11 protein-coding genes are annotated in these 13,279 nt (G+C 43.6%); 1 reads left to right on the top strand and 10 read right to left on the bottom strand.

From position 1 onward, the window contains the following. Positions 1 to 44: 44 nt before the first annotated feature. From mukB to CVP04_RS01180, 7 genes are all read right to left on the bottom strand, one after another. Entirely contained in the window at positions 45 to 4,568 is a 4,524-nt protein-coding gene (mukB, locus tag CVP04_RS01210; RefSeq protein ID WP_100295694.1) for a chromosome partition protein MukB, read from the bottom strand. Continuing rightward, a complete protein-coding gene (mukE, locus tag CVP04_RS01205; RefSeq protein ID WP_100295693.1) occupies positions 4,568 to 5,296 on the bottom strand; it encodes a chromosome partition protein MukE in 729 nt (242 codons plus the stop codon). The genes mukB and mukE overlap by 1 nt, the downstream gene beginning before the upstream one ends. A 14-nt stretch (positions 5,297 to 5,310) precedes the next feature. Then, entirely contained in the window at positions 5,311 to 6,636 is a 1,326-nt protein-coding gene (gene mukF / locus CVP04_RS01200) for a chromosome partition protein MukF (RefSeq protein WP_100295692.1), read from the bottom strand. Positions 6,637 to 6,801: 165 nt separating this feature from the next. Next, positions 6,802 to 7,107: a hypothetical protein gene (locus CVP04_RS01195; RefSeq protein ID WP_100295691.1), complete on the bottom strand. Its 306-nt coding sequence runs from the start codon at positions 7,105 to 7,107 to the stop codon at positions 6,802 to 6,804. A gap of 30 nt (positions 7,108 to 7,137) precedes the next feature. Then, positions 7,138 to 7,893 carry a tetratricopeptide repeat protein gene (locus CVP04_RS01190; RefSeq protein ID WP_100295690.1) on the bottom strand — a complete coding sequence of 252 codons (756 nt, stop codon included), beginning with the start codon at positions 7,891 to 7,893 and terminating at the stop codon, positions 7,138 to 7,140. Positions 7,894 to 8,302: 409 nt separating this feature from the next. Then, entirely contained in the window at positions 8,303 to 8,590 is a 288-nt protein-coding gene (locus CVP04_RS01185; protein ID WP_100295689.1) for a type II toxin-antitoxin system RelE family toxin, read from the bottom strand. A gap of 8 nt (positions 8,591 to 8,598) precedes the next feature. Further along, positions 8,599 to 8,847 (bottom strand): type II toxin-antitoxin system RelB/DinJ family antitoxin, encoded by a 249-nt coding sequence (locus CVP04_RS01180; protein ID WP_100295688.1) that lies wholly within the window; start codon positions 8,845 to 8,847, stop codon positions 8,599 to 8,601. A 150-nt stretch (positions 8,848 to 8,997) separates the two neighbouring features. Between CVP04_RS01180 and ttcA the strand changes: the two genes are divergently transcribed. After that, positions 8,998 to 9,951 carry a tRNA 2-thiocytidine(32) synthetase TtcA gene (ttcA, locus tag CVP04_RS01175; protein WP_100295687.1) on the top strand — a complete coding sequence of 318 codons (954 nt, stop codon included), beginning with the start codon at positions 8,998 to 9,000 and terminating at the stop codon, positions 9,949 to 9,951. A gap of 69 nt (positions 9,952 to 10,020) precedes the next feature. Here the strand turns inward: ttcA and CVP04_RS01170 are convergent, their stop codons facing one another. From CVP04_RS01170 to pheT, 3 genes are all read right to left on the bottom strand, one after another. Beyond that, positions 10,021 to 10,503, bottom strand: coding sequence for a C40 family peptidase (locus CVP04_RS01170; protein ID WP_100295686.1), 483 nt, complete (start codon positions 10,501 to 10,503; stop codon positions 10,021 to 10,023). A 76-nt stretch (positions 10,504 to 10,579) separates the two neighbouring features. Continuing rightward, positions 10,580 to 10,876, bottom strand: coding sequence for an integration host factor subunit alpha (locus tag CVP04_RS01165; RefSeq protein WP_100295685.1), 297 nt, complete (start codon positions 10,874 to 10,876; stop codon positions 10,580 to 10,582). 3 nt (positions 10,877 to 10,879) lie between these two features. Next, positions 10,880 to 13,267 carry a phenylalanine--tRNA ligase subunit beta gene (pheT, locus tag CVP04_RS01160; protein ID WP_100295684.1) on the bottom strand — a complete coding sequence of 796 codons (2,388 nt, stop codon included), beginning with the start codon at positions 13,265 to 13,267 and terminating at the stop codon, positions 10,880 to 10,882. Positions 13,268 to 13,279: the final 12 nt, after the last annotated feature.

The raw sequence follows: 13,279 nt of genomic DNA, 5'->3' as shown, positions 1-13,279 counted from the left end.
AAGTTGAATAAAGGGCGTATTTTCTACGCCCTATGACTACGATATTATTCCGTTGCGCCGAATCCGCGTAAGCCCACAACGTGAACTTGTTCTTGATTACCCGAAATTTTACGCACCAATTTATATGTCGTCCCTTTTTCCGGACTGATATTTTCCGGTGCGGCGATCAATAATTGCATATCCAAACGGGCGCAAAGTTCAAACAAGGTGGAAATGGATTTGGCATCCAAGCGCGCCGCTTCGTCGAGGAACAATAATCGACAAGGCACAATGTCTTTACCGCGAATACGACGACTTTCTTCTTCCCAACTTTGCACCACCATTAATAAAATCGACATCCCCGTACCGATGGCTTCACCGGTGGATAACGCCCCGCTTTCCGCGCGCAACCAGCCGTCCGCGCCGCGATACACTTCCACTTCCAGATCAAGATAATTGCGGTAATCCAACAATTCTTCACCGATGGTTTGCGCCGTGCGCTGCCCCATTTCGATATGCGGATTTAAGCGTTGATACAGTTTCGCCATTGCTTCCGAGAAGGTCATTCGATTATCGCTGAATAGATCTTGGTATTCCGCTTGATTGCCGGATAAGGCGTCAAGCAACATTGCGTGCGTATCGCGAATGTTCACCATTAAACGCACGGATTTCACCTGACCGAAGGCGATATTTTGCAAACCTTGGTTCAACATACGAATCCGGTTTTGTTCGCGCTGAATAGTTTTACGCATAATGTTCGCCACGCTTTCGGAACTGATCGCTAATTTTTTCTCGCGACCGGTTAATTCCTCGGTTAAGCGCGACAATTCGATTTCCATTTGCTCGATTGCATCGATCGGATCATCGGTTTTAATAATGTCTTGACGAATACGTTCGCGCAAATGTTGATATACCGCAATAAAGAACCGCACTTTGTTCTCCGGTTTACGGTTATCTTCGGAAAGTCGCAAAGCGTCGCGCAAATATTCGTTATCCGCCACTGCCGTGCGCAATGCGCCCAAGGCTTTATCCGACATCGAACGTAAATCATCGGCGGACAAATATGCCAATTCGCGGCGGTGCAGGCGTTTTTCCACATCGCTGTTACGCGACAGGCGCAACACTACGCACCAGCTTACTTTCGCCGCCACGATTAATTCGCGTTGGGTTTTATAATCGCGTTCCGCTTTACGAATACGGCGGCTTAAATTCTCGCTTTCGCTTTCGATTAAGGTTAATTGTTTTTCAATATAAGTTCTGCGTTGACGGCTGTTGGATAATTGTTGATAAAGCTCGTCGCGACGCTCGCGCGCACGTTCTTCCGCGCCATCATCCACGCGCACGCCCAACTGACTGATTTCCTCAATTAGTTCGTTCAACACTTTATTTTTTTCGTCAAACGCACTGCGTAATTCAATATAAACTTGGTTGAATTGGGCGAATTTGACTTGTTTTTGACGCAATAATTCGCGTTGTTGCTCGCGTTGTTTTTGTACCTGTTCCAAACGTGCGCGTAATTGTTCGTTCAATTCGGAGGTTTCCGCGCCGACGCTATCTTCATAGCCGAAGTGCGCTTTGCGCTGAACCACATCCGCCAAGGCGAACACGCGTTGCTGAATTTGTTTTTGTAAACCGACCTGTTGTTCGTAATCCGCTTTTAAGCGGTCGTAATTTTCCGGATCGCTTTGCAACGTTGAGGCAATCGGTTCCAACTGTGCCAACATTGCGCCGTATTGGCGAATGAAAATTTCATCTTGTTCCGCTGCATCTAATTGCTCGCGACATTCTTCCACGCGATCAATTAAGTTTTCATCCGCGATTAAACCGAATTGCGGCACCAATTTGTTTAATGACTGAATTTTTTCTTTCGCGTTATCTAATTGAATTCGTAGCTGTTGTTCATCGCTGACGAATTGATTTAACTCGCGTTCGATCTCATTACGTTCACGATTAATTTCTGCCATTAATTCTTCAGGATTCGGTTGGAACGCCAAGGCTAAATGCAAGCCGACGAATTGGCTGAAATGTTCGTGCAAACGTTGACATTTCTGCACATCGAAAGCTTTTTGCGCATATTGCTCGGCAACTTCGTCGCGTTGAATTTGTAAGTCTTCCAAATGTTTTTCTCGCGCCGCGCGACCGAATAACGGAATTTCAGGGAATTTCGAATAGCGCAATTCACGATCGGAAACTTGCACCACCACGCCCAAATTCAATTCTTGCGCCGATAATACGCTGTCATCAAAGGCACTCGGATCCCCTTCGATTAAATACAAATCGTCCGGACAATCTTCTAAGCCGTTCAGCTGTTCTTTCACCGCATTTAAATCGCGCACTACAATGGCGTAACGCGCCGGCCCGTATAAGGCGGAGAAATAAGGCGCATCTTCAATCGGCACATCGTCATAAAGTTCCGACAACAATACGCCGCCGAAACGTTCCGCCAACATATTTAAACGCGGATCTTCCGAGCCGTCCGGTTGGCTTAAGCGGGAAATTTGTTCGTCTAATTGACGACGTTGTTGTTCAAGCTGATCCCGTTGAATGGTAAATTCCCGCTCTTTCACCAACTGCGACTGCATAAAATTCATCACGTCTTGGCTATCGGAAAATCGCTCGCCGCTTTGTTCTTGTAAACGTTCCAAGGCGGATTGCGCGGTCAACCACGTCGGTGCTTTGCGCGCATTTTCATCGTAAAGTGCGGTTAATTGTTCGCGTTTTTGGCGCAATGCGGAACGTTGTTCCACTTGATCGGACAAGGATTCGCTTAACTGTTCGACCAAGGCTTCTTGTTCCGCGTAAAATTCTTCTAACTCCTCCGCCGTTTCAAAACTCAATCCGGCACGTTGATTAAAATCTTTTAATAAACGCACCGCACTTTGTTGTTGCGCATAGCGTTGTTCTAATTCGTGTAATTTCGCGCGAAGTTGCGGTGTTTGTTGCGCTTGCAATTTTTGCGTCGGATATTCGCGCAATAAGGCTTTTGCGCTTTCCCACGCGGCGGAACGCGGCATTTCGCCGGCAATTCGGCAGACTAATTGATAGGCTTTATCGAATTGCGATTTCGCCGCTTCGGAAACCGACATTTTTTGTTCTAAATCAAGCACTTTTTCCGTGATTTCTTGCGCTTGGGTTTCAAATTCCGCGTGATAATCTTCCGCATTTTTCACGGCTAAATCCGCCAAACCGCATAAATGTTTGGCTTTTTCCAAGGCTTGAATCGCTTGTTGATATTGCAACGCACGCGTTTGGCGCGCATCTAAGGCTTGCTGATAATCCGCCAGTTGATTACGCAACTGATCGGCTTCCTGTTCTATTTGTTCAAGATCACGTTGACCGGCTTCTTGCTGTTCGTTCGCCTCCTCGACCGCCATTTTTTGTTCTTCCAGTTTTTCACGCAAAGCAGCAACATCTTCGTGATAACGGGAAATTTTTTCTTGATGGCGTAACGCATTCAGCACTAAATTCAAATGATCCACAGCACTTTGGTGATCGATTTCCAGCGTTCGCTCGTTTTCGCCCAATTCGGCGGCTTCGCGGCTTAAATCGATTAAACGGTGTTGCGACAAGGTTTGTTCCGATTTGGCTTTATACCAATCGCGACGGAAGGAAAGTGCGGTTTGAATATTGCCCAAACGTTCATTGGCGTTGCGCATATAATCGGAGGCAACGTAATTGGTGGTTTCGGTAATTAAATGTTTAAACAAATCGCGATCCGCTTGCGTGACTTTAATCGCTTCAAGGGTCATTCGGTTTTCGCGCAAGGCGCTTTCCATATCCTGAAATGCTTTGCGCACGCCGAGATTTTCCGGCAATAAATAATCGCGTAACGAACGCGTGATTGCGCTGGAAATCCCGCCGTAAAGAGAGGCTTCGATCAGTTTGTAGAATTTACTGCGATCCGAAGAAGAACGTAAACGTTTCGGAATAATCCCCAAATCGAACATCATTCCGTGATAATCCGCAATGGAATGATATTGTTTGAATTGCGCGCCGAGATTTTCAATTTTGTCTTTTAATTCGTTTAAATTCAACACGCGCGCTTGGCGTTCGCCGACGGTTTCGGTGAACACGGCGGTGGGATTAAGCGATAAAGATAAGCCTTGTACGGAGAAGGTTTTGATATCGACTTTTTTATCTCGTCCGGCAATTTGTTGCAAACGCACGCCGACCAGCACGCGCTGATGACGCGAGTTGATCGTATCTAACGCGGCATAACACACGCCAGGACGCAATTTTCCGTGCAAGCCTTTATCGCGTGAACCGCCGGTGGAACCGGCTTCCGTGGTGTTACGGAAATGCAATAAGGTGAGATCAGGAATAAGTGCGGTAACAAATCCCGCCATTGTGGTGGATTTTCCCGCGCCGTTTCCGCCGGAAAGCGTTGTCACCAATTCGTCCAAATCGAACGTGCGGGCGAAAAAGCCGTTCCAGTTGATTAAGGTTAAAGAACGGAATTTACCGCGTTCGACGCCGTTATTAAGCGGCGCGAAATTCGCTGCCGGCTCGTCGGTTTCGTCCCGTTTGATATTCATTTCGTCATTTTCAAGGGATAAGGTTTCATTTTCCAATTCAAATACATCCGCCATTATTCTTCCCCTTCTTCTTGCATCATTTCGTCAAATTCTTCCGATTCTTGTTCTTTTTCCACCGCACTTTTTTCTAATTGTAAGGATTCCGGCGTGGCGGCTTCACCGTCGCGAATCAAGCGTAATTGCGCTTCACGCGGATCATCGCCCGAACGCACTTCCGCGCCGAAACGAAAGACGGATTCGGTGATGGTAAATTTTCCGCTGTTCGGTTCGCCCACGGTATAAATCATTCCTAAACGGCGTAAACGCCCTAATGCGGCACGCACTTTTTCCGCTAATTTTTGTTTATCCAAATCCGAGCCGGAAGAACGTTGATTCACCGCTTTTAATAATTTGCTTTCGTCGGCGAGATTCAACAATTCGTCATAAACTTCTTGCGTGGTGAAAATGCCCTGTTGCGCCAAACGTTCCGGACTTAAATATAAATAACACAACACTTTTCCTACCAACATTTCCAACTCGCTCAATACCGAACGAGCAATTAACGTCGTGGCTTTCGGGCGCAGATAGAAAAAGCCTTCCGGCGCGCGAATCAATTCGACGTTATAACGGCGATAAAAAAGATCCAGTTCGCTTTGAAAATCCATTAAAAAGGCGTGATTATCCAAATTTTCAATGCCGATATGTTTGCCCGAACGCAGCCGGCTGTCCACTTCGGGAAACAGCGGATTGGCAATCGCTGCGGCAAGTTTAACGGAAATTACATCTTGAAGATTGTCTGTCATTGGTTGTTCTCTTGTTATTTATATTCATCAATAATATGCGCCTGCACTTCTGCGCCGCGATGATTGATCGCTTCCCATTGCGGATATACGCCGGCTAAATCGGCGCTCGCCATTCCTAAACGCACGGCTTGATCCACGATAATGCGCGCCACGTCGAAATGGCGGGACAACGGATAATGTTCTAATTGTTCTTTTAATACTTGGCTGAGGTTAATCGGGCGATGATGCTCGCGATAATCGACTAATAAGGCTTGCATTCGTTCCACGATTTGATCGTGCAAATCGGTTAAACTTTCGTATTCCAAAGCCTCCGGCAATTCGCCCAAGGCATCTTCTTCGCGCAAGCTCGGTTCTTCGTCACGCAAATCGATTAAACGATCCGCTTGGGTCGTCCATAAGAACCAAGGTGCATCAAAATATTGATGAATGGAATTGCGCAAGCGTTGCGAAAAGACGCGATTTTTATCCATATCAATAGCGGTACGGATAAATTTATGAACGTGGCGATCGTAACCGATCCATAAATCAATGGCTTGTTGTCCCCAGCTGATAATGCGGTCGAGTTTTGCCTGCAAATCGGTAATTAATTGATCGATAAAATACAACTCGTCGCGCCCGATTACGCAATCTTGAATACGCAATAATTGCGCTTGTAATTTATCACCGGCGGCATTTAAGGTATCTTGTAATTCGCGTAAGTTGCCGGAAGTTTCGTCTAATAATTTTTCACAGCTGCTAATGGCAGCTTGCCAATCTTTGGTCAATAAATCCGCAATTTCGTCTTTAATGGTTTGTTGATTTTCATCCATTACGCGTTGGGAAAAATCGATACTGTCGAAAATTTCCGCCACGGAATATTTAAGTGGTGCAAACACGTTACGACGCCAATGATGTTCATCACCGTCCTCCTCCGCCGCTTCCGACGCGCGTTGAATTTCATCGGCGACAATGGAAAGCTGCACGGACAAACGCAAGGCGGAAAATTCGCGTTGGCGAATATAATAATCGGACACGCCCACACCCAAAGGTGTTAAACGATAAATCGCCAATCCTTCGGTAAATTCGCTGCTAAAACGGTTTAAAAAACGCTGTTTAACCAATTCGTTAATCGCATTATTGGCGCGCGTGGCAATGGTTTCTTGGGTTTGTTCAAAGGCTTGGGAAATATGACGGAAAATATCCACGAGATCCGTTTCCAACATCTCGCCGTCCAAGCGTTCGTTATTATAAATGGCAATCGCCAATAAAAAGGCTAATCGCTCCGTGGGCAAATTCAACGAAAACTCACGTTCTCTCGCCCAAGAGACTAATTCGGGAATGGTTTGTGATGTTTCAAGCATTAAAAAATCTCACCACGAAAAATAGACATAAAACTGCGGTCGATTATACAGGATTTTTGACGGATCTTGTAGAGTTGATTTTTTGGGGAAACGTTTGGAAAAATGACCGCACTTTTAAAGTGCGGTTATAATGGTATCTACGAATCGTGCTTTAATAAAAAATGGTTATTTTTTGCCAGTTAGTTTTACCGCTACAAAACCAAGTACTACACCAACAATACTTAAAATAATATTAATTAAAAAATTGCTCCATATAATTTCATAGGTATCTGTTCGATCTATAAAGAATTTTTCTTCAACTAAATAATCACAAATTACAGTAATGCCGATTACTCCAAAATACACTATTTTTGAATTTTTACTGCACCATCTTTGCATAAGAGTTAATATAACTATTGCTATAAATAATCCTAACAAGATTGAACCCAAAGGAGTTTTAGCAATTTCACAAAGATCATTTAATGTTTCCATAGTTTAAATTTCCTTCTGTGATTAAAAAAATTATTTAGATAAAGTCTGATAGGTTTTACAACCTATTTCACTACCAAAATCACAAGCCTGTTTAAAAAGCACTTTTGCTTTATCAATATCTTTATTCACACCTCGTCCATTCAAATACAACATACCTAAATTGGATTGAGCGTCGGGAACTCCTTGTTCAGCAGATTTTTCCCACCAATACTTAGCTTGTTTATAATCCGCTGAAACACCTAATCCTTTGACAAACATAAATCCTAAAAGATTCTGAGCATATCTATCTCCCTGTTCAGCCGACTTTTGAGTCCAATAAACGGCTTGTTTATAGTTTTGCTTAACTCCTTGCCCCTCGAAATACATAACACCTAAACTTCTTTGAGCTGTTGAATGACCTTGCTCAGCGGCTTTTTGATACCAGTAAAATGATTGTTTATAATCTTGAGTAATTCCTAATTTTGTTCCTGTTTTATATGCTAATCCCAATCTAAACTGAGCCTCTAGATGCCCTTGTTCAGCTGCTTTTTGATACCAATAAAGCGCTTGTTTATGATCCGGGTTATCTCCATAAAAATAATGCCCTCCTAAACGATATTGTGCTTTAGCATCCCCTTGTTCAGCTAGATATAAAAATCCTCTAAACGCCTTATCATATTGTTCAGCGTCGTAAGCCTTTACTGCCTCATCATAAGACATCGGCTCCACAGTTCCACTTGCCTGAACAACACCGCTAAAACACATCACCGCTAAAGCGGTTAAACGAAAAATACGAGAAAATTGCATAGAAAACTCCTGTTTAGATAAGATTAAAAAACAGGCTTATTTGAGCAAAAAAAAACAAATGTCGAGTGTTTTTTGTACGCCGATAGGAAAGGTTGGATAAAAAAGACTGTTTAAATAAACAGTCTTTTATGTTAGAATTTTTCGCGGTTGGTCGGGTGTTATATAGCTTTCCCGACTGGTACTCGGGTTAGCTATATCCTCCCAAATCTTACCGATCTAAGGAGGTGATTATAGGTGCGATATTTTAGAATTCTCTTAATCCTAATTATCATTCTGTTGCTAGCCGGCGATACCCCTATCATTAGATAGCAACCCAACCAAGGGTGGACATTTGTTCGCCCTTTCTTGTATTATAGGGTTTTCAAAAAGGTATTTCAACTCTTGATGGTATATGACACGGAGAACTACATTATAATCGGGTTAAAGCTGTGTTATACGCTTCGTTATCTTCTCGCTTTCCAACGGTTAAAAGCAAGATATAAATTTCATCATCATTAACTTGATAAACAAGGCGAACACCCGCTTTTCTTAATTTAATTTTGTAGCAATTATGTAATTCGCCACTTAAACGATTTTTAGGAATATGCGGATTTTCTATGACTTTATCCAATTTTTTACGCAACTGTTGTTTAATTGCCGGATCGAGTTTATTTAATTCTTCCACAAAATCATTATGAACTTTAATTGAATAAGCCATAAAATCTCCTATGAGAAAAGCTCATCAAGTGTCGTATTTTTGATTTTTTCCGGTTCGTTTAAGCGTTTTTTTACGATTTCATATAAATCGGCATCTTCTTCAGACACAATAATTTGCTTAATTGGCATTTTTCCGGTGTCCGCAACATAGGCTAAAAATGCACGAATAGCATCAGATGGTGTTATACCTAAGTTATCAAAAGCCAAAAATGCTTGTTGTTTGATTGCTTCATCAATACGAATATTTAAGTTTGCCATAGTTTCTCCTTAGAATTTAAATCTATTGTAAAACAAATGTAAAACACAGGCAATTATGATTAAGAAAAAACCGCACTTTCCGACATTTCTATTGGCAAAAATCTCATTAAGCCTTACTATACGCAGACTTTTATTTTATGGATTTTTACAATGACGGAAAATAGCAGCGTTCAAACCGCAAAAGAAAAAAAACAAACCTATAATTTCAATAAGTTACAAAAACGTTTACGCCGTAATGTGGGCAATGCCATTGCGGATTTTAATATGATTGAGGACGGCGATAAGGTGATGGTCTGTTTATCCGGCGGGAAAGACAGTTATACGTTACTTGATATTTTGTTAAATTTACGCCTCAATGCGCCGGTGCATTTTGATATTGTGGCGGTGAATTTGGATCAAAAACAACCGGGATTTCCGGAACATATTTTGCCGGAATATTTGGAAAGTATCGGCGTGGAATACAAAATCGTGGAAGAAAATACTTATGGTATCGTGAAAGAAAAAATTCCGGAAGGCAAAACCACTTGTTCTCTTTGCTCGCGTTTACGTCGCGGGATTTTATACCGCACCGCAACGGAACTCGGCGCGACAAAAATTGCCTTGGGACATCATCGTGACGATATGTTAGAAACGCTGTTCTTAAATATGTTTTACGGCGGCAAATTGAAATCGATGCCGCCGAAATTAATGAGCGATGACGGCAAGCAAATTGTGATTCGTCCGCTTGCCTATTGCAAAGAAAAGGACATTGAAAAATACGCGGCGGCAAAAGAATTTCCGATTATTCCTTGTAATTTATGCGGTTCTCAGCCGAATTTGCAGCGCCAAGTGGTCAAAGAAATGCTGCAAACGTGGGATCGCCTTTATCCGGGTAGAATCGAAACAATGTTCAGCGCGATGCAAAATATCGTGCCGTCGCATTTATGCGATAATCAACTATTTGATTTTAAAAACATTCGCCACGGACAAGCGCTTGACGGCGTGGAAGGCGATATCGCATTTGATAAAGCGGATCTGCCGACTGCGCCTTTATTGCTTGACGACGAAGATGATGCGCAGGATTTCAGTAATGCCGATTTGATTCAAATTAAAAAAGTGAATTAATTCGGGTCATAAACAAAGTGCGGTGAAAAAATCATAAGTTTATCACCGCACTTTTGTATTATTGTCACCTTAAATTCGTCTCGTTTGCCAATAGGCTTTTTGCCAATACGGGCTGTTCATCGAAGAATAAATCACCCCGCCTTTTGTGGATGCGTGTAAGAATTGATCGTTTTTAACATAAATGCCGACGTGATAACCGTTCGGCCCGCGTCCGGTTTTGAAGAAAACCAAATCTCCGGTTTGAATATCGCTTTTACTCACTTTTTGACCGTGATTAGCTTGTTCCGCGGTAGTTCTCGGCAGTCGAATACCGAAACGATCCATAAACGTCATTTGCACGAAACCCGAACAATCCACGCCGCGACGACTTTGCCCGCCTAAAACATAAGGCGTCCCCGCCCATTCGTATTGTTGTTCGCTTAATAAGGCGATAACCATTATGGGATCGTTTAATTGACCTTTGTATTTTATGGAAGAATAACGAGGACTTGACGAACACGCCGCTAAAAAAGCAATGCAGCTAATCGTGAATAGAATTTTCATTAAACGCATTGGCTTTCCCTCTTGGAATAGGAAAATAACCTTGTCCGCAAGACAGGTACGGACAAGGTTGATTCGGATAAGAAAATTAACCTTTTGGTTTGGTTTTCTCTACTCTGGCGCGTAATTTCTGACCCGGTTTGAACACAACCACGCGTCTGGCGGAAACGGGAACGATATCGCCGTTTTTCGGATTTCGTCCCGGACGGGAAGCTTTGTCGCGCAATTCGAAATTACCGAAACCCGATAATTTTACGTCTTCACCGTTTTCCAGCGCAATTCGAATTTCTTCAAAAAAACTCTCAACCAATACTTTGGCATCGCGTTTATTTAAATTGTGTTTCTCAATTAAGCTTCCGGCGAGTTCTACTTTGGTCAGTGTCATAATTTAATCTCTTAAGTATGCATTAAAACGTTGTTCTAACTCGGATAATACAACAGAAATTACCGCATTTATATCTTTTTCTTCCAGCGTTTTCTCAGTGTCTTGGATAGTTAAACTTAACGCTAAACTTTTCTTACCTTCCGGTAAATTCGCACCTTGATAAACGTCAAATAAGCTGACATTAATTAAACGTTGTCCGCCTGCGCGACGACAAGCTTCCAGCACGTCTCCCGCCGGTGTCGCACTATCCAATACCACGGCGATATCGCGTTTATTGGCAGGGAAACGGGAAATTTCTTTCGCCGCAGGTACATTGCGCTCAACAATGGCAGTCCACTCGATTTGGAACACAACCGGTTTACCTGATAAACCTAATTGTTGAACGACTTTCGGATGAACGGTACCGATAAAGCCGATTTCTTTGCCGTCGAGCATAATTGCTGCAGATTGCCCCGGATGCAACGCTGCATATGATTTTGCAACAAAACGGAGCTGATTTCCAGCTTTTGTTAAGGATAAAATACGCTCCAAGTCTCCTTTCAGATCGAAGAAGTCCGCATTTTCGCTCTTGTGTTCCCAATGCACCGGACGTTTATCCCCGACAATCGCCGCGCCGATAACGAATTCTTGACGCACGCCGCTTTCCGCTTGGCTATCCGGTACGAAACGTAATCCGCATTCAAACAAGCGCACGCGGCTTTGTTGGCGGTTTTGGTTATACGCTACGGTTGTTAATAAGCCCGGTAATAAAGATAAGCGCATTGCAGACATTTCGCGCGAGATCGGGTTTGGTAAAACTAAGGCTTCTTGCTCCGGATGTAGCAATTCTTGCACTTCCGGATCAACGAAACTATAAGAAACGATTTCTTGATAATCGCTGTCCACAAATGCAGTACGAACGCGCACCATATCTAACAATTTTTCCGGCAACTCTTTCATTTGCAAATGTGCCAACGGCGCATTGTTCGGAATGTCGTTGTAACCGTAAATTCGGGCGACTTCTTCGATTAAATCTTCCTCGATTTCAATATCAAAACGCCAACTTGCGGAAGTTACCGTCCAAACGTCATTTTCATAACTGACCGGTAAACCTAAACGGGTGAAAATATCCGTAACCGTTTCGGTTTCGATATGATGACCTAATAATTGATCCAATTTGTGACGGCGTAATGTTACTTGTTTCACTTTCGGTAAATGCGCTTCGCTGACCGCTTCACAAATTTCACCGGCTTCCCCACCGCAGATTTCTAATAAAAGTGCGGTCGCTCTTTCCATCGCTTTGTGTTGCAGCTCAAAATCGACCCCGCGCTCAAAACGGTGAGAAGCATCGGTATGTAAACCGTATTGTCTGGCTCTACCGGTAATGGCTAACGGTGCGAAAAACGCCGCTTCAAGAATTACGTCTTTGGTTTGCGCATTCACGCCGCTGGCTTCGCCGCCGAAAATTCCCGCCATTGCAAGCGGCCCTTTTTGATCGGCGATTAATAAAGTATTCGGTTGTAATTTTGCGGTGGAACCGTCTAATAAAACGAGTTCTTCCTCTTCTTTCGCCATACGCACTTGTACCGGCTGTGCGATTTTGTCCGCGTCAAAGGCGTGCATCGGTTGACCTAATTCCAACAAAATATAATTGGTAATATCCACAATCGGATCAATCGAACGAATATCGCAACGACGAAGTTTTTCTTTCATCCAAACCGGCGTCGGCGCATTGACATTGACGTTTTTGACTTTACGCAATAAATAACGCGGGCAAGCTTCCGGTGCGGAAACGTCGATTTCCACTTTATCGGCAATCGTTGCGTTAACTTTGTTGATTTGCGGTGCAATCACTTCCGCTTGGTTAACCACACCGATTTCGCGCGCAATACCTGCAATACTCAAACAATCGGCGCGGTTCGGCGTTAAGCTGATTTCGATACTCCGATCATCTAATTTTAAATAGTCACGCAAATCCGTACCGATAGGCGCATCGGTAGGAAGTTCGATAATGCCGCTGTGATCGTCGGAAATGCCTAATTCGCTGTAGGAACACAACATTCCTTCGGAAGGTTGTCCGCGCAATTTGGTTTTCTTAATTTTGAAATCGCCGGGTAATAACGCACCGTCCACGGCACAGGCGACTTTTAATCCTTGACGGCAATTCGGTGCGCCGCATACGATATCTAATAAACGATCCGCGCCGACATTCACTTTGGTCACGCGTAATTTATCCGCGTCGGGATGTTGCGCACATTCCACTACTTCGCCGACCACTACGCCGGAAAAATCGCCCGCGACTTTCTCAACGCCGTCCACTTCCAAGCCGAGCATTGTAATTTGTTCGCATAATTGTTCGGTGCTCACTGCCGGATTAACCCACTCACGCACCCATAATTCACTGAATTTCATTGATTATCTCTC

This window comes from Caviibacterium pharyngocola (assembly GCF_002795405.1).
Classification (GTDB): Bacteria; Pseudomonadota; Gammaproteobacteria; order Enterobacterales; family Pasteurellaceae; genus Caviibacterium; species Caviibacterium pharyngocola.
The sequence above is the reverse complement of the archived record's forward strand: the minus strand, read 5'-3'. Positions and strand labels throughout refer to the sequence as shown.